Source organism: Paenibacillus lacisediminis, assembly GCF_046567315.2.
Genome location: NZ_JBKIAX020000034.1, coordinates 1 through 20,532 on the forward strand (window position 1 = coordinate 1; position 20,532 = coordinate 20,532).

The following is a 20,532-nucleotide window of genomic DNA, read 5'->3' on the forward strand; positions in this document are numbered from 1 at the left end:
ATGCACACCGGCCTCTTCCAGAGCCCGCTCGATCACCGCCGCCTGCCCCTCCAAATCCGGCGTCGTAATTCCCATCGTATGTCCGTCGTTGTTGACAGCGGAGCCTTTGATCACCGCATAGACTGTATCACCGTCCGCTAATGCCCGGCGGTACGGCTTCAGCAGCACCGCCCCGACCCCTTCTCCCGGCACGAATCCGTTCGCCCGTTTGTCGAACACGTGGCAGGTTCCGTCCGGTGACAGCGCTTTGGCCAGATTCAGGGACACGAACGTATCCGCGTGAACTTTCAATTCAACGCCCCCGGCCAGCGCCATGCCGCACTCACCGTCGCGCAGCGCCTTGCAGGCATAGTGAACGCTGACCAGCGAGGAAGAACAGGCAGTGTCGAACACAAGGCTGGGGCCCTTCAAATTAAAGTAATCGGAGATTCTCGCCGCGTTAAAGTTTCCAATCGTCCCTGTCAGCTTTGCTCTGATCCACGCTTTATCGGTTTTCTGCGGTTTGTCCGGATGATAATTCCCGGCCCGGCACCCGACAAAGACGCCCGTCCCGCTTCCCCAAAGTTCCTCGCGGCTGTAGCCCGCATGCTCAAATGTATGATAAGCCGTTTCTAACAAGTGCCGTTGCTGAGGGTCGATGGCTTCGGCTTCTTCCACGCTCAAACCAAAGAAATCGGCCGCGAATCCCTCAATATCTTCAATAAAACCGCCCTGTCTGCAATAAGGTCCCGCCGGATTCATCCCTTCGTCCGACAAGGCCTCGTCCATTCGCCAGCGCCCGGAAGGTACTTCTCCGACAGAGCACTTCCCTTCCTTTAACAGTATCCAGAGTTTCTCTGCATCGGAGGCCCCCGGAAAGCGGCAGGCGAAACCGATGATCGCAATATCCCCATCCCCCGCATCCCCAACTTTTCTCCTGTCTTGTCCGCTATCTTCCGGATCCGCAAGGCTTCCACCTTCAAAGAAAAGAGAATACGCTTCTTCGGGAGTAATGCCGCCGCTTTCTAACCGACTTATGATTTCTTCCTTAAATCTCTCCACCGTCTGTCACCCTCCCAAAATCTGCAATCTCTCCATCGCAAGACTGCGATTGATCCGGCCGTCTGCAATGGCCTGCAGGATCTCCATGCGCGCAGCCTTGATCCGTTCCGCTTCGCTTCCATACTGCGGTCGCTCCGCTTCGGTATTCCCCTTCTTCCCCGGCAAACCATCCATAATGTATTGCTCGGCTTGATTTACCACATCCGATTGCATTGCAATCGGCGTTAGCAGATCGCGTGCCCCGCGACTGCCGCTCTCAACTGCCGACATCGGACGTGGAGCGCCGTACTGCTGAGTCAGATATTTTGCCAGAGACCGCACCGTGGGAAAGTCCTGAAACACGGACGGCTCGACTGGACAGCCCCAATGGCGTTCAATTTCGGTTAGAGCATCCTGAATAATCAGTGAATCCAGACCGTAATGATCTAAGTGAAGATCGGGCTGGATATGTTCTTCCTCCGTCATAACCAGACGCGCAATCAGGCCGGTTAAATATGCTGCCGTTTCCGATTCCCCCTCCACCTTGAATGGCCCATGAGCCTCAATATTCGGTATTGATGGGGAGGTTTGAACGCCAACCAGAGGAATGACGGCGATATTGGAGGACGGTCGCGATTCCAAAAGCATCATTAAACACTCCGTTCCTTCTTCAGCCGCAAGCGGCCTCAAACCGGCTTCGGCTAAGCGACGCAGCGATCCCGCGTCTCCTCCCATCCCGCCTTCAACCCAATACGGCCAGTTGATGGACATACATTTCACTTCAGTCGGACCTCCGGCCGCGAGCCCGTCCATAAAAGCGTTCGCGGAGGCATAGTCTAGTTGGCCCGGGTTTCCGCCCAGTGCGGCAACGGAAGAAAACATTGCCAGAAAAGCTCCGTTCCTTTCCGCTAATTGTCCCGCAATCAACGATCCGTGAATTTTGGGCCGGATTACTCGAAGGAAAGAGGAAAATGCTTTAGCGCCAATCGGCGCATCTTCTGCAACGCCTGCGCAGTGAACAACTCCATCAATCCGTCCGTAATCCCTTAGAGCATTCCGTTCGACCTGGAGCATGGCGGAAGCGTCCGCCGCTTCTGCCTGATAATAATCCACATTCCGGCACAATTTCTTTAAATGGAGCAATCGTGCCAGCGCGGCACCCGGCCTGCCCTCCTTCTCTTCGACGGGATTATGCGCCTGTTCCGCCGGAAGAGCCGATCTCCCTGTAAGAATCAGAGCGGAAGCGCCCGCCGCCGCCAGCCGTTCGGCAATGATCGATCCGACTCCGCCCAGTCCGCCGGTGATGAGGTAAACACCTCCGTGTACCAGGAAATCCCGGCGATCCGAGAATTCAAGTGCAGGTGTCAACGTCCGGATTCGCCATTGTCCTTTGCGGTATATATACAGCCCTTCTTTCCCTGGATTAGCGGTGATGGTATCGGTCAGGATGACGATGCGCTCATCAAGCCTATCCTTTGCCAAATCAAAATCCAGAGCGATGCCTCGCACATGCCTAAGCTCCTTGGATAAACCGCATACCGCCACGGACAAGGCTAGCCGGTCGGGGAACACCGGTTGCCCCGTAACTTGATATCTATGCGCTCCCTCCGTAACGGCATACAGAGAAATATTTCGCGAGAACGCCGTCAAGCGCCGCCCGATATGATAAATGGAGTACAACCCCCTGGCCAGATCCCCCTCAAGATCTTTAATTTCGGCCCACCTGTCCGACTTCGGACCGGTTGCCCAAAGATGAATAATCCCGCTTAAAGCTACCGGACCAGCCAAGGAGGCGAATAATCGTTCATAATGCTCGGGATCGTTGGGATTAATCCGGACGGATTGCAGAGACTCTCCATATTCCGTTCCTTCCGTGACTTCCACCACCTGAAATCCCCGTTCTCTCATTTCCCGGACGATGCCGGCCGAGAAGCCGTCTCCTACGCTAAATATCAGCCAGAGGCCATTCGTAGCCGGAACAGATCCGGGCAGAAAAGGCGCCTGTTCTACCCAGTCCCATGTATAGAGCAACCCTGCAGCGGAATTATCCCCGCCGTTTATCTTCGCAAGCTGTACAGGTTCAGACTGCATCGGCGCAGGCTGTGAACCGGAAGCCGTGTAGGGCGGAAAATAACCTGTTGGCGTAGATGTTTCCGATTTGTCCCCAAAATCGGGCCAATATTTCTTTTTTTGATAAGGGTAAGGGGGGAGTGGAATTTTTCTTGTTCCATTCAAATCCTCCCGAGACTCCCAGTGAACCTCATACCCCGCAGCATATAGTGCCCCGTAAGCGTTGAGCAGCGCTGATCGGGCTGGCATTCCTCGGCCGAACAGGGAGACGACAGGTACGGAACTGACTGTATTCCATTCCCGTGCTTCAGACCTGTTTCCCGAACATTCCAGCGCCAAGACTCCGTCCCTATCATACTTGGCCAACCAGTCGCGAATCTCCCGATTGAAGTCGGTCTTCACCTCTTCCCGGGAATGATTGCCGCCGAGCCATTCGGCTGCTGCATGAAGATCAATCGTTCCGTCGATCAAGCCAGCTACAACACTTCCCGTTTCATCGCCGAATATCCCAGCAGGTTTAAGCCCGGCTTCTAGTAAACGACGAACAAGGGCATATTGCAGGATGATGCCTGCCGCGGCTTCACGAAACGGCCATGGATTTACTAACGTTCTTCCGAACTTCGGCAGCAGCGTTTCCCGGTCAAGTTCCAGACCGTCGATACATGAGTCCACCCAACCAATTTGAATATGGGAACGGAACTCCCGCAGAGCTTCCCATGCGCCCGGGCCAAGCGCCGTCAGTATCAGAATCACCCTGTTCGGTCGGTTTGTCTTTCTTCCATGGAAAATACCGAAAGGATTGCTTCCTTGCTCAATGCCCTTTAATTGCAAGATCTCGATTCTGTCCCTCAACTGATAAAGACTTTCGGCAAAAACGGCAAGATGTTCTTCTTCATGCAAATCCTTTCCTCTGTAAGCAGAGCGGCAGATTTCGGCCAGTGTAGCGCCGGTATTGCGGTCCATATAGTCGCCCAAGCGTTTCACCCGGTCATGCAATGCTTGGATATTCTTTGCAGACAACAGCAACAGATGCGGTTCTTTATCCGAAATGGGCTGCGAAAGGATCGATTCTTCATATTCTTCCAGAATAACGTGACAGTTCGTTCCCCCAAAACCGAAAGCACTGACTCCTGATCGCCGCGGATGGTTTGAGCGCTCCCAGGAAGCGGTTCTTGCATTAACGTAAAAAGGAGTGTCCACAAACGGAATATGCGGATTCGGTTCATCAAAATGCAGTGTGGCCGGCAACTTCCGGTGCCGCAGAGCACCGACGGCTCGCAGCAGCCCTGCGATTCCCGCAGCCGCTTCCAAGTGTCCGATGGACGACTTAGCAGTTCCTAACGCACAAAACGAATTTCTATCCGTTTGGGTCCGAAATGCCTGTGTAAGCCCGGTAATTTCCACTGGATCTCCAAGCGACGTCCCCGTGCCATGGGCTTCCACATACCCTATGGTTTCCGGATGCACGCCAGCCGTCTGCAATGCGCACAGGATTACTTCTTTCTGCGCCTTCGGGTTCGGAGCGCTTATTCCTACCTTGTCGTTGCCGTCGTGATTCACCGCGCTTCCCTTGATAACGGCATAAATGATATCCCCGTCTTTTTCGGCCAGATATAGCGGTTTCAACAGCACCGCTCCAACCCCTTCGCCCCTTACATATCCGTCCGCTCTCCTATCAAAGCTTCGGCAGCGGGAAGTTTGGGAAAGCATGCCCGCTTTGTCGAAAATATCGTAGGTCGAAGAGTTTAAGTAAAGCTGAACCCCTCCCGCAATCGCAATATCCGAATCGCCGGACCAAAGGCTTTTGCAAGCCATATGCACCGCGACCAGAGATGAAGAACAGGCCGAATCCACCACTATACTCGGTCCTTTCAGGTTGAGAAGGTAGGATACCCTGTTGGCAATGACGCACAGAGAGTTTCCAAGACCCATGTATGGACTTTTCTCCGCATTGCCGTCCCACAAATTTTTGTATTCCGTCTGGCTTGCTCCGATAAAGATCCCCGCCTTGATGCCGTCAAGCGTTTTTGAATCGTATCCGCCCATCTCCAGCACTTCGCTTGCGGCTTCCAGAATCAGCCGCTGCTGCGGATCCATATATACCGCTTCCTTGGGGGAAATATTGTAGAAGAGGGGGTCGAATTGATCGATGTCTTCCAGAAATCCCCCTTCCCGCCCTCTTAACCGTTCAGCTTCGGGCAGATTTCCCAATCGTTCCACAGGGTAGCCGGAAATGGCATCCGTTCCGTCATCGTTGTTTTTCCAGAATGTCTCCAGATCTGGCGCGCCCGGGAACCTGCCATAAACTCCGATAATCGCGATATCCCGGGCACCCGGAGCGGCCGCCTGCTTCTCCCCTTGAACTGGAGTCTCATCCTCGCCCGCATGCAAAAGCACCGAGGACTTCTCCAAATCACGATAATTTTCGGAAATATTTCCGCTGCTGCTTCCAACTCCATTTTCATGATTTTCTCCTGACCTATATCCCGAATCTTCCAAATCCTGCAAAGCCTCCGGGGACCTGAAAAATGGAGCAGCCTGGCTTGCTAGGGCCGGTTCGCCTGCCTTCCGCAGCAGTCCTTTCCAAGCCTCAGAGGAGAATGCCCCCGCCAGATAGCCGGCCAAATCCAGGATGCAGGAATATTCGAATAATAGTGTAGGATAGATATTTTGATTCAGCAGGCCTCCCAACCATTCGGTTATACCCAACAGCCTTACGGAATCCAGTCCAAGCTCCAGGAAGTTGGCCTCACAGTCAATCTCTCCCGGCGGCATTTCCAACAACTCTGCCACACGCTCGAGCAACAGTTCCTGGATCAGTTCTCTTCGATCCTGTTGTTCCGTATGCTTGGAATCCCCTTCGTTTGGACGATTAGAGTCCATGGCCGCCAAACTTCCGTTCCCTCCTGTCATCTCTACCTCCAGATATGCGTTCGCCGCCTGGTAGCCGCCTATTTCCTCCACCTTCTGTCCCAAGACCAACACCCGGCCGCTATCGGCCGCTATCGCCTCCATAAGCGCGCCTATCCCTTCCGCCGTAGAAATCGGCCGAATCCCTGCTGCCGTATGCATGCCAAGACTTCTATCCTTGATACCCATACCGGCCTCAGACCACAGCGTCCAGTTGACGCTGTACGCCCGGATGCCTTCCTGGTAACGCAGCTTCTCGGCGTAGCCATCTAGAAAAGCGTTAGCCGCCGCATATTCCGCCTGGCCACGGCTGCCAAACACGGATGCAATGCTGGAGAACAGCACCATAAACGGTGCCGAGCCGTCTACCTCTGCGAACACTTTAGACAAAACGTAGGAGCCTGTCACTTTCGGCCGCAAAACTTCCCGAATCTGTTCTGCCGGTTTCCCTTGGAACAAGCCGTCGCGCAGCACGCCCGCGCAGTGGAAGATCCCTTGGACTCGCTGGCCGCTCCTCGCGAGGCCGTCCTTCAGCGCCCCCATGGCTCCCGCATCGGCGGCATCACCCTGCACGATGGTAAAACGGGTTCCTCGCCGCTCCAGTTCGAGCATCGTCTGAATCATCAATGCCGCAGCGTCCCGCATCGAATGGTTTTCCAGATATGCCCCCCACCGTTCTCTCGGCGGAAACGCAGACCGGCCGACGAGCACGAGGTTCACCGTGTAGTTTGCACCCAAATACCGGGCCAGTTCCCATCCGATCCCGCTTAATCCTCCGGTGATCAGATAAGTGCCGTTGGCTTCGGGTTTCCAACCGCCGGCTAAGCCTGAGATTCGGGGGATGGGCGTAAATTCTCTTGCGTAAATCCTGCTTCCCCTCAGCAGCAAAATCTCGGCGTCATGATCACCGTTTAAAGCACGAATGACCGAATCCGCCGTTTCCGCGCGTTCAGGCGACACGTCCAGCAGACGAATATTCCACCGCGAATATTCCCGGCGCAAGGCCAAGGCTAATCCGGGAAGCACCGCATTTTCGGGACGCAGACGATCTTCCCCGGCTGCTTGAAACAATCCGTCAGCCGCCAGATATAAAGATCTTTTACCCGCCCCCGTTCCGGACATAAAGGTGATCAGCGTCTGAATGCCGAAGATAAGCCGTTCCTGGTACTGCTCAAGCGCAGACTCGGACTGCATTTCTTCGCCGTTTCCGGCAAATGCCGCGAGATGCAGAAATCCGTCCGGACCTATCCCTTCCCGATCAAGTGCCGACCATACGCCGGAGAGGTGTTCCTGGCTTAGGGACGGAATTCGAAAAAAAAGTTTTCCCTCCTGGTGTTGCCCCGATTCACCGGCGGCAACCACAATCCGAACCGCTTGCACCCCCTTCACTTCCAACTCATCGACAAGCTTCGACTGCCGCGCGGAATTGTTCATAATAACGGCAATATGGCCTGAACGGGGATGGGCAACCCTCCGTGTTTTCCACTCCGTCTCCTTCCAATCCATCCTATACAGATAATCGTTCCGAGGCGTTTCCTCCAAAAGCTTCCCATGGGCCCGGGTTGAAATAGGGGACGGCGGCCTCAATTTTTTCAGCGTAAATCCGGACAGTATTGCTTTAACCGTTCCTTCGCTGTCAGTTATAGTAATACGAGCTATAATCAGTTCAGCGTTTGACGATTCCACTTGAAACAAACTGTATGCCTTGTCGGGAACTTTGCCGAACAAGCTCAGACGCTCCGCGAAGAACGGGATAAACGTCTTGCCTTCCTCCACTTTCCCGCCGGAGTCGAGGCCGATTACTGTTTGCAGGGCGGAATCCATTATGGAAGGATGAAAAAACAGTTCATCCCCCTCCTCCACCGATTCGTCCAGCTTCAGTTCGGCCAGGGCGAAATTATCGTCGCCCCAAAGAGAGACGATCGACCGGAAATAGGGACCGTAGTCCACCCCCCGTTCCCTGAACCCGGAATAAACGTTTGTTGCATCTTTCCGCTTCCCAGTCGTTTCCAGACGTTTAATCAGCCGCTTAATCCCAATGGATTCCGGTAATTCCCGGTCCGCAGCGTCTAAGACATATCTGCCCGTAACTTGAACGGACCATTGATCGTCCTTGGATATCCTGCTCTCCAGTCGAAATCCTAGCAGATCTTCCCCTGTCGGAATCACCCTTAATTCCGCTGACTCCCCGGCGGAAACCACAGTACCTGCAAGGTGTGTAATTTCAGACAAGCCCTCAACGCGACCATGGAAGCGAATTCCCGCCTCCCAGATCATCTTCCATGAACTTACGGCAGGCAGTAGACATCGGCCTTCCACCTTATGATCGCGCAGCTCGGGGTCAGTGTCGGAATTCAATATCCTTCGATACTGCTGGTTAACGGAATCGGCCAAAGGATATTGATTGATCCAGAATGACTCCCGCTCCATATGCAACGGATATACGGGAAGAACCACCTTTTTCCGGGATTCGCCCGCATAATAGTTCGCAAAATCGACGGGTACGCCGGATGTGTACAGAATAGAAACGGCGCGTGAAACCGACAGCCAGTCTTCCGTTTCCCTGTTTAGCGTCGCAATACCGGAGGCCGGGGCCTTGATCCGGGAAGCCGCCATCCCCGTCAGCGTAGCGGATGGACCGGTTTCAAGAAGAACCGTGCAGCCTAGCTCCAGCAAGCTTTGCACGCCCTCATCGAACCGAACGGGCTGCACCATATGAGATAGCCAATAGGCCTTGTCCAACGTTCCTTTTTTGACCGGTTTGCCGCTCACATTGCTGATCACAGGCAGTTGAACTGGATGGAACTCCACTGTATCCAGCACTTCGGCGAACCGTTCCAGTGCCGGCTGCATAAGTGGGGAATGAAAGGCATGGCTCACTTGAAGGACTGTGGCCCGGATTCCCGAGCCGCCTGCATGATCCAAAACCCGCCTAATCACGCCGCACTCACCGGAAATTACCTGGTTGGCGGGCCCGTTGTAAGCTGCGATCCCTATCATCGCTCGTTCTTCGCTTTCCAGCATTTCAAGCAGGCGCTCCACCTCTTCTCTGCCGGCATACAGCACGGCCATCGAGCCCTTCCCCGGCGCTTGCTGCATGCAACGGCCGCGGGCGGCTACGAGACGCAGGGCATCTTCCAGCCCCCATACACCTGCCAGGCATGCCGCCGTATATTCCCCCACGCTGTGCCCCATGACCGCATGGGGCTGAATTCCCCAATTCATCCACATGCAGCCCAACGCGTAGCCGATTGAGAACAATGCGGGTTGCGTTACCGCCGTTTCTGCCAGCAGCGTTTCGTCCAATTCCGGGCTGTATATGTAATCAAGCAGCGGATATTCCAGTTCCCCGTGCAAGAGATCGTTACAACGCTGGAGCGTTTCCCGGAATACCGGCTGCGTTTCGTACAGCCTCCTGGCCATTTGTTTATACTGACTCCCTTGTCCCGGAAAAAGAAAGGCAACTTGGCGCTTCTCCCCTTTACGGCAATGACCGGAAAATACGTAGGGGTTGGTTTGCAGGCCATGCAGACGTTCCGCCGCATCCAGACGTTGCGCCAGCTCTTCCCGGGTTGACGAAACAACCGCGATTCGATAGGGAAGATCTCTTCTGCCGGTGTTGGCCGTATAGCAGAAATCTGCGATGCCTGCGTCCTCAAGTCCAGCAGCCGATGCGGCGCACTCCCGAATCATGTGCCGGAGCGCAGGTTCGCTGTTGGCGGAAAGCGTAAAGACTTGTTCATGCACACTCCCGTTTTCAGACGCTGTCTCCGTCTGCCACTCCGCGAACTCCTCCAGCACAAGATGACAGTTGGTTCCGCCGAATCCGAAGGAGCTTACTCCCGCTCTTCGCGGCTCCTCTTCTGCTTCCCAGTCTTGAAGAATCGCATTCGGATAAAATGGGCTTGCGACCAGATCCAGCCTTGGATTCGGAAACTCGCAGTTTAGGGTTGGGGGCAATTTTTTGTGCGCAAGTGCAAGCACCACCTTAATCAGACCTGCCACACCCGCCGCCGTATCCAAATGCCCTATATTCGTTTTTACCGATCCAATGGCGCAAAAAGCCGCTCTAAAGGAACGCTCCCGGAACACTTCCGTTAGCGCCTTCATCTCTATGGGATCGCCTACAGCCGTTCCTGTGCCATGGGCTTCGATCAAGGTAACCGTTTCGGGAGATATACCGCTGTCCGCGTAAGCTTCCTTAAGAACATTTTTTTGCTGCCCATAACTGGGCGTCGTCATTCCGACGGTGTAGCCGTCATTATTTACCGCCGATCCCTTGATTACGGCATAAATCGTATCCCCGTCTCTACGCGCTGCGGCCAGCGGCTTCAACAAAACTGCTCCAACTCCTTCCCCCGGAACAAATCCGTCGGCCCGTCTGTCAAAAACATAACTTTTTCCGCTGGGAGACAAGGCTCCCGCGCTGGATAACGTTACATAGGGATAAGGAGTAACCTTTAGTTCCACTCCCCCGGCCAACGCCATATCGCATTCGCCGGTCCGGAGGCTCCTGATCGCATAGTGGACCGCCACCAATGAAGAGGAACAGGCTGTGTCCAATGTAAAGCTGGGTCCCTTTAGATCGTACTCGTCCGATATGCGGGCAGCGATAAAATTCGCGATATTTCCCGTGACATTCGAGCGGAAGGTGTCCATCGTCTGATGGCCGATCGTCTGGTAAGTGCCGCCGCGCGCGCCGACGATGACAGCCGTTCTGCTCTTGGCCAGCGTCTTTCGGTTATATCCGGCCCGTTCGAAGGTTTCGTTGGCTACTTCAAGGAACAGACGCTGTTGCGGGTCTATTATTTGGGCATCTTCAGCCGAGATTCCAAAATATGAAGCCGCAAATTTATCCGCGTCTTTGATGAAGCCGCCCCACTTGGAATAGGATTTGCCTGCTTCCCTGCCGTTTCCGCCGTAAAATGCTTCAATCGGCCAGCGGCTTTCGGGAAACTCCGTAATGCTGTCTACTCCGCAGGACAATAGGTCCCAGAACTCTTCCGGCGAATCGGCTCCCGGGAAGCGGCACCCCAACCCGATAACGGCAATGTCTTCCGTATCTCGTTTCCCCCTGTCTTCGTCCCTGGCTTGGCGCTGGGCAAATCGTTTAAGCTCGGACAGCATCGCAAGGGCCGACTCCTGGGGAATTTCGTTGTTTTTCAACTGCTCCAGCACATGATTCACTAAATGTTCCATGTTCCCCTCCAGTTCTAACGCAACCAATCGAGTATGGCTTGGCTGGCCGCATTCATGTCCATTCCGCCCGATTTCATCTCTTCCAGAATGCTGATGACATCACTTTCTTCCCGCTGTCCAGTCGCCATCCAAGAGTTCGAACAACACAGCGTTGTCGTTGGCTTGTCCGACAGAGCAGATGCCGCCCCGCCATTTTCCTGGGATAGCCCTTCTAGCCGCTCCGCCATTGTTCTAGTGGACAGATACGCCCCAAGTTTACGAACGGTGTCGTACTCCATGAACCAGGAAGAGGACACAGGAAAATTAAAGCGGCGTTCAAAAGCCATCATAGCTTCCTTAATTAGCATCGAATCCATCCCATACTCACTGAAGCTGCGGTCCGGATCGACTTGGCTGCTGTCTAGAATCAACAGTTCTGCAATGACCTCTTGCACCGCCCGTGTTGTTGCCGCCTCCCAATCTTCGTCCGCCCCTTCTGAGGGGGAGTTCTCTCTCGGCGGCGCTATTTCGGATGTCACGGGTTCGTTCAGGAGGTTCTCCTTCCCGCCGGGCCCCGGCATTTCCGCCTGCTGCGCCATATTCAAAGCACGGATCATATAGGCCGACTCATTTTCTTCCGAAAACTGGATATTATTCGGCAATAGAGTCGGTTGTATGGCAGCAGTTCTTTCATCCCAGGCACCCGGCAAAAGCGAATTAATCTGTGTACCGCTGTAGCTAAGAACAACCGGGGTTGCACAGACGGTCGCCATTTGAAGCAACCTCTCCAGCAGGGCGACTCCCGACGCTCCCCGAAGCGGTTTAAACCCGAGATGGGACAGTTGCCGCCGAACCCGCTCGTTCTGGCGCATGCCAGTTCCTTCCCAATAAGGCCAGCTTACCGATAAGATGCGCGTACCGTATTGGTTATGGGCATATTCCGCAAAACTGTTCATAAACGCATTCGCCGCGGCATAATCGGCCTGCCCCGGATTGCAGAATATCGAAGATATCGAGGAAAACAGCATGATAAAATCAATTTGGTCCCGCATCAGCAGCCGGTGAAGAAGCAACGTGCCTTTGATTTTCGGCTCACACACCCGCTTCAACGACTCGAAGCTTTTACCCTCCACCAATCCGTCCTCTGTAATGCCTGCGCAATGAAACACGCCTTTTATCGCTCCATGGCGAGTCCGGATCATCTCCAGCGCACCCGCCAGCCCCTGTTCATCCGTCACGTCCGCACAGATGTACCTAATCTGACCGCCTTCCTCGTTTATCCGCGCAATTTTCCGTGCAACTTCAGCCGAAGGATTCGCTTTTCTTCCAAGTAGAATGACACAGGCCCCGAATTTTGAAGATAGGTGCCCCGCAATCTGGAGTCCGACTCCGGAAGTTCCCCCGGTAATCACGTAGACTCCACCAAGCTTCACGAAGATTTCTTTGCCATTGGCAGATGAGAAAGGCATCAACTGTTTTGCCAGCCGTTTACCGCCCCGGATGCAGATATCCGTTTCAGTGCCGCCGCATATTTCCCTATAAATATGTTTAGCCGTTTCCGATGTATCCTGGATCCCGGCTTCAAAATCCACCGTAGAAACAGCAAGCTTCCTTACCTCCCGGGCAAAAGTCCGGGCAAAAACAGCCATCGGCTGCTGATGAAAGGAGAGCGGAGATGTCTCCATTCCCGTAGAATGGGCATTGGAGGTAGCCAGAATCAGACGCAACGGAGTCTGGAGCTTTGGCACCAGCAACGATTGAACCAGGAAAAATACGGAATAAAGGCCCGAATAGAATCGGTTTTCCGTCTCCTCCCACCGCTCGCCACCACCGTCTCCATTTACCGCAGACAACGACCACAGGTGGGCAATTCCCGTGACGGGCGGCAGACTCCCGCAGTTGCGGATCGCGTCCCCCAGCATGATATAACCCTGTTCATCCCGAGAATTAAGAAAAAATTCGGTATCGCTGATCTTTATACTGGCGTCTCCTTCCCGTACCCGAACAACAGTAGCTCCCGCTCTGGCTAGTTTTCGTCCCAATACATCCCCTACGCCTTGATCATCCGCAAATACGATCCAGGTACCCGGTAGAGGGGCGGAGGCGTCCGGAAGTTCTGCCTCTTTGACAGGGAACCAGTTCCATCGGTACAGTTCGCCAGAAGCAATTTCTTCTTGTTCCAGTGTTTCTTTCATGTCCCCCTTTGGTGCGGCCCAATGGCTCTTAGGCTCATACGGATAGCCCGGGAGCGGAATTTTGCGAATGTTCGTATCCGCATAATAAATGTCCCAGTGTATATCGCAGCCGGACCGGTAAACGCTGCATAACGTCTCAAGCAGCGCTTTGCGGTCCTCTGTCGGATTTGCTGAAACGGGAACCGCGGAGTCCAAATTGCCATTTCCAAAATCCCAGTCAGAACAAGCTTGCCCTTCCGCCGAACCGATACGGATGAGGTGTCTAATCTGCACTTCATCTAGCAATTCCTTGATCAAAAGCTTGTCCGACACACGGATATCCGTAATTTCCATCGGCTGCCCTTTACCCTCTTGAATAACAGCCACCGGCACTTCAGGACAAACGACCCCTGCGAGCGGTTCTTCTCCGGAGCAGGCCCGCCGGAGCGCCGCTTCAAGCGGAAGAGCTCCGCTGACCGCCAAAGCGGTATAGCGTCCCAGCCCCTCGCCTATCACCAAATCCGGAACCACCCCCATAAGCTTCAGCCATTCCGCATAGAGATACTGGCGGGCAAGCCAGTTCACAGACGGGGAGAGCGGAATCTCCGAGACGGCCTTGATCAAGCGATTTAATAGGGCTTTCGACTGTTTTCCGCCCGGCAGGCCTAAGCCGGTCCATACTGTCTCAGGCTGTCCGCTCGCTCCGATATCCCCAAAATACAAAACTGTTTTTCCGTCCGGGCGCTTGTAAACGGACTGTTCCGTCTCCAGCAAATGGGTTTTCAGACGCTCCAGCCGTTCCGCCAAATCAGCCATTGAAGATACGAGAAACGCAGTTCTTGACTTCATCGACCTTTTTCCGGTGTTGGCCGCATGGCATATGTCCTGAATTCGCAGCCCCCGCCTGCGCTCCAGCCAATGTTTATACCGGTCGCCCAATACTTCGAGCACTTCCGGAGACGCCGCCGACATAGTGAAAATACAAGGTAAAGTCTCATGTTCCGCGCTCGGCTTTAGGAGCGGGATCTCCGGCGCTTCTTCCAGAATGACGTGGACATTAGTCCCGCTGAAGCCGAACGAGCTGATCCCCGCTCTTCGGGGCTCCCCGCTGTCTCCTTTGTTCCAGGGGATGAGACGATCATTTACATAAAAAGGCGAGTGTTCCAGCCTCAGCAGGGGATTTTCCCGCCGTAAATGGATGGTGGGCGGAAGGAATCCATGTTTAAACGACAATATAATTTTCAGTAAGCCGGCAACCCCCGCCGCCGTTTCCGCGTGTCCGATATTTGTTTTCACCGAGCCTATCGCGCACGATGAAGGCCGGACCGCCGAGAATACTTTGGCAAGCCCCTCGACTTCAATCGGATCGCCAAGCAAGGTCCCGGTACCATGGGTTTCCACATAAGACACAGTTTCGGGAGAAACGAGCGCGTGTTCCATTGCTCTACGAATCACCTCCGTTTGGGCAGACGAGTTCGGCGCAGTAATCCCGTTTGAGAAACCGTCGTTGTTCGCCGCGCTGCCCTTAATGACGGCATAAATATGATCACCGTCAGCCAGAGCGCGCCCTAAAGGCTTAAGAACAAATGCACCCGCTCCCTCGGACGACACGAAACCGTCCGCATCCCGGTCGAAGGCTTTGCAGCGGCCCTGCTTTGACAAGGCCCTCATACTCCGAAAGGCATCCGCCCCTTTCGGGTTCAGGATCAAGTTGACTCCCCCCGCCAGAGCCATGCCGCACTGACCGCTGCGGATACTTTCGCAGGCAAGATGCAACGCTGACAGTGAAGAGGAACAGGCCGTGTCTACAGCGATGGCCGGCCCTTTCAAGTCCAGAAAGTAGGAGATTCGGCTGGCAAGCACGGAATGCGTGTTGCCGGTGACAAGATAGCTCTTTGACTGCTGCGGAAAGTCACCTGCGACATCGAGATAATCTTGGCGCGATACCCCGACGAACACCCCGGTGCTGCGGTCCAGCATGCAACTCCCTCCATAGCCTGCATCCTCTACCGCTTCATGAGCCACCGTCAAGAAAAGTCGCTGCTGCGGGTCCATGGCGACAGCTTCAGCAGGGGAGATATTGAAGTATAGACTATCGAATCGATCCGCATCCTCGATAAAACCTCCCGTCATGTCCTGGCCCGCACACCCGATGAGCCGAGTACGGCCTACCGGGACAAGGCCTACGCTGTCCGTGCCGGAAGCCAGATTGGCCCAGTATTCGTCCAAATCGGAAGCCCCAGGAAGTCTTCCGGCGATACCGATTATTGCGATCTCCAGGGCCTCGCCGTGCGAAATACGGGCCTTCTCCGGTTCCCGGAGGTGATCGGCCGAGACAGGAACTTCCAAAGCATCGAAATGCGGGATGTCTCCCAAATTGGACCTCGAGCCGCTCTCGTCGCTCTCCTCTTCCTGATCGTTTATGGTCAAGGGCTCACCGTGCTTTCCGTAAAACGTCAGAACAACTTTGCCTATGCTTCTGCCCGACGATAAATGACGGAATGCTTCGCGGAAATCCCTATAGTCATACGCGGTAAACCGAATAGGTTCAATCTCGCCGGTAAACATTTGCTCTTCCAGGTTGATTAAATGCTTTCGGATAACAGCTGGATTCAGCCTTCTTAGATCGATGCCAAACAAGCTCTGATTTTCACTGAATCCCGTTAATGCGATACCGTCGGTCTTTCTGATGCCGCCCATGCCGATCTCCAGGAAACGTCCGCCCGGAGCAAGCAGGGAAAAATCTTTCTCCAATTCGTCCCCTCTGGATGAACTCAGGATCAAATCCACTCCCCGTCCTCCGGTTAAGCGCCTTACCGCGGCTGCGTAGTCTTCTTCCCGATAATTAATAACTTGGCTTACGCCAAGCCGGTTCAAATATTCGGCCTTCTCCCTGGAGCCTACGGTGCCTATGATATTAACCCCTGCCTTTGCCGCCATTTGAACGGCCATCAGGCCGATACCTCCGGCCGCGCTCTTGATAAGCAAAGTCTCTCCTTCCTCCATTTGGCCGAGCCGATGCAGCGCTTGGCGGCATGTCAGGTATACTATAGGGAATGTAGCCGCAGCATCGTGAGAGCAACAAGGACCGATCGTAATCGCGGCGTCTTCCGCGACAACCGCATACTCAGCAAACGCGCCGCTGCCATTTGTTATAGCGGCAACCTCCCTGCCGATTAGTGATCGGGAAACGCCCGGTCCTGTTTTATCGATAACGCCTGATAGTTCCGAGCCGAGAATATGCGGATAATCCAATGCGTTCGGATAATTGCCCATCACTGTCATCACATCGGAGAAATTCAGTCCCGCCGCCGTTACCCGGATTCTCACTTCACCCGGACCGGGCTCGGGAACCGGAACCCTCCGTATCCCGACTCCGTCCGGGGAACCGGAACGTTCCACGAATACCCCGGCCATTTCCTCCTGTCCCGGCTCCGCGCTGTCCGGTTGCGGAGCATTCTCCGGGACAGCCGCATGGAAATCTTCAAAGACGGATCCCGCGGAAGAGGCCTCCACCCGCGGCGCTTTCTCCCGATCTTCTCCCTTCGGCACAAACAGCTCTGTTTCCGTAAAGTTGTCCCTCAAATATCCGCACAGCTTGGTTACGGTATTATATTCGAAAAAGACCGTTGGGTATAACTCAACCCCAAGATCCTTTTCCATCCTGCCCGCCAGCTCAATTAAAGAGAGGGAATCGAGACCAAGATCGAGAAAGGCGACGTCGTGCTCCTTTGTCTCCAGCGGGCGTCCGGCTAGATTTCCGATCAGACCAGCAGCATATTCCTTCAGCTTATTCATAGAAGGTCCGGGGGATGCCGGCCGTTCTCTGGCTTCCGGCTGATGAGCCGGATTCCCTTCGATTTTCCAGTCCCGCTCTTCTTGAACTGGCCGAGATTCAGGCAAACACAGCGTTTTTCCAAATTCGTGCTCCAAGTATCCGGTAAGTTTGTCAAGCGTGTTATATTCGAAAAATACCGTTGGGTATAGACTGATATTCAGCTCTTCTTCGAGGCTTCGGCTCAGTCCAACCAGGGCAAGAGAATCCAGACCGATATCGAGAAAAGCTTTGCCGAAACTCTCTTCCTTTACAATTAGGCCGCTTGCTTCTGCAATTTTACCGGCAAGATAAGGCTTCAGGACCGCCGGACCTGCTTTATTTTCGGCCGTTTCGCGCGCACCCCGTCCCGCACTTGCGACGATTACCGAAAAGTGATGTTTGATTTTTCCTTCGGGCGGAAAAACTTCCACGCCTTCAAATCCTGCCGAACCCAGCGCCTTTTTCCATCCTTCCGGCGAGAGCAGCGGTGAGTTAGAGCGGGAGTCCAAACCGGCGGTGTAATTCCACCATCCAGATGTCATTCCAAAAATAAAATCGTGATACCTGGTATCCAACGTATTCTCGAAAAGAATGAACGCCCCCCCTGGTTTCAGAACTCCGCGCGCATTTCGCAGCGCTGCGTCCAGATCACTGGTGGCATGCAGAACATTGGCGGCTACCGCAACATCGTAGGAACCGGCTAAGAAGTCTTGTTTCTCAATCGGTTTCTCAATATCCAGAACTCGATAATTCACAAATGGGTAGTGCGTCAGCTTCTTACTCGCCTTATTTACCAATACCGGCGATATATCCGTGAAATCATAACGCTCCACGATTCCTCTGTCCGCGGCTTCAGGCAGGAGGGTAACAGTTGTGCTGCCTGTGCCCGCACCAATTTCGAGCACTTTGACCCGCCCCTTGCGCCCTGCTTGCTCCTCCATAACCGCCAGTATGACTTCTTTCGCTATTTCGGCGTAAGGATAAGCGACGCGAAGTTCCCGGTAATATTGCTCCACTCCTGGGGAGCCGTTCTTCGGGAACAGTACGTTCATGGCATGCAGCTGTCCGGTGAGCAGCCGAGGATAGTGCCGATAACATTGCGCTAAGAACGCAAACGCTGCCTCATTCTCCGGAAATTGTCCGACTCCCCGCCGGTAAGCGGAAGAAGGATCTGCATCATCAATATTTGCATGCCGATAAAGTCGATACCGACCACCCGATTCGTTAAGCAGGCGCTCGTTCGCGGCAAACTTAAGCAGCCTGGCGGTCAAATGACGGTGTTCGGTGCGGATACCTCCCCGTGCCATGACATCATCCAGGTCCAGAGACTCCTCAGGAGCGGCAAACAAGCCCAATTGACGAAAAATATCCATGGCATAGATACCGCAAAGCTTGTCCATTACCTCCACAAAACGGGCCGTTCTCTCCGTTTCCGAACTCGGCAGCAGCTTCGGCAGCCTTGAATGAATCAGATCGGCAATAGCTTGCATTCCCCTAAGATCACCCGTATTGGCAACAGTAGCCATGGCCTTTACCGTTTGCGGATCGGCCACCACCACCTGCACGCCGCCAGATCGGGTTGCCTCTTCGAAAGCCCGCATTCCTTCGGCATTCGAAAGGGGCCTCAAGCCTTTATTTTTTAAAATATCCATATAGAAGGGCTTAGCGATGACGCCGCTTTCTCCCCAGAACCACCAATTGATTACCAATGTCCTCTGGTTCAGCACGTTCTGCCGATAATAGCCGTAAGCATCTTCGAATGCATTGGCGGAAATATGGTTCGCTTGTCCGGCATTGGCAAATTGAGACATCGCCCCGGAGAAAAGTACCATAAAATCGGGCCGATCCTTGGCAAATACCTGATCCAGCACCAGCGTACCCGCGGTCTTGGGCCGGAGCACCGTCTGCCAGGTATCCGCATCCAAATTGCATAACAGTGCATCTTTTAGCACTCCCGCAGCATGGATAATCCCATTTACCTTTCCGAATTTTTCAGCGATCTGTTCCCTTACCGCCTCCATGGCGGCCGGATCGGCCACATCGGCACGAAGAATCAGAATTTCGGAGCCGCAATCGCTGATTTCTTCAAGGATGCGCTTTTTCCCCATCCAGGTTTGAGTGCCGCTTCCAAATTCGTCCCAAAGACGCCAATTCGGCTGATCGCCGGGAATGTTTCTGCCGAGCAGAACAAGCTTTACGCGGTGCCGCGCGGCCAAATAACGCGCCGCTTCCAGACCGATTCCACCCAATCCTCCGGTGATGAGGTATACTCCGTTTGTCCGAAATAACAGCTCGCTGTACACGCTGCTGGCTTCTTCTAGAGGCGTTAGCGATTTCCGCCATCGTGTTCCTTTTCGATAGACTGAAAGTACGTCTTCGCCGGACGCCATTTCATTTAGTAGAATATTGCAGAGCATGTGCCCGTTTATTTCAAGAAAATCCGTATCAATCATACGGCATTGTAAAAGCGGATATTCCAGATTAGCAGCTTGTACGGGGCCCGTAAGCAGGGCGTTCCCAGGAGAAAATCGGCTTGATCCTGCGAACGGCTGAGAATTACAGGTCAGCACATAAATTTCGGCTTTTGCCGACCGAAGACGGCCAACTCCCCGGATGAGCCGGGTCAGGCTGTAAAGCCCTTTGTCGCAGCACTCTTGCAATTGCGAGAGGGAAGTACCGTTTTCCTCTTCCCCACCTAACGTCCATAAGTGGATAATTCTAAGCTGCTCCAGATTTCCAAGCCGCTCCTCCTCCAGGGCCCAGAGCCGGATATAGTTGTCCTCCAAGCCGGGATTCACTTCATAACGTGCGGCTGAACCGGCATCCGGCGAAACGAAAGACTCTCCGGGATAGACCCGTATCACGTCATACCCTCTTTCTTCGAGCGATGCGACCAAACGCTCGTGTTCAGGCTCGTGTTTCATGAACACATGGAGCGGAGCCGTACGCGGAAAATCGCGCTTCGGAAGTGGGCTTTCTCTCCAGTCCGGCATAAAACACCAGTCGCGCATCTCCAGTTCAGACTGCTTTTTTCCCGCCGCTCTAACGCAGAAGCCGCGCACCAATATCAACTCTCGGCCCTCTTGGTCCAGAATACCGATGTCGCTCCGCAGAATGCCGCCATCGTCCAGGCTTCCGGTAAACCGGATATGCCCTATGCACCGCCGCGGCAACCGGTGCAGGAACTTCACCTCTTCCGTAAAAAACGGCAGGTACGCTTTTCCTTCTCCGCTTCCAGGGTCGCTCGCCATTACCCCGATCAGCGCCTGCAACGCTCCGTCTACCATCCCCGGCGCGTATGCGTACCCTTCTCCTCTTTCCGCTTCCTCCGGCAATTCCAGTTCCACCACCGCTTCGTTTCCG

3 protein-coding genes are annotated in these 20,532 nt (G+C 54.3%); all 3 read right to left on the reverse strand.

The window, feature by feature from the left end; all coding sequences use genetic code 11:
- Positions 1–1,041, reverse strand: a 1,041-nt coding sequence (locus ACLD72_RS32085) for a beta-ketoacyl [acyl carrier protein] synthase domain-containing protein (protein WP_458476516.1), incomplete at its 3' end; no start/stop codon positions are given.
- Positions 1,042–1,047: 6 nt separating this feature from the next.
- Entirely contained in the window at positions 1,048–11,199 is a 10,152-nt protein-coding gene (locus tag ACLD72_RS32090; RefSeq protein WP_411003843.1) for an SDR family NAD(P)-dependent oxidoreductase, read from the reverse strand.
- 14 nt (positions 11,200–11,213) lie between these two features.
- Positions 11,214–20,516: an SDR family NAD(P)-dependent oxidoreductase gene (locus ACLD72_RS32095; RefSeq protein WP_458476517.1), complete on the reverse strand. Its 9,303-nt coding sequence runs from the start codon at positions 20,514–20,516 to the stop codon at positions 11,214–11,216.
- Between the last annotated feature and the right edge of the window lie 16 nt (positions 20,517–20,532).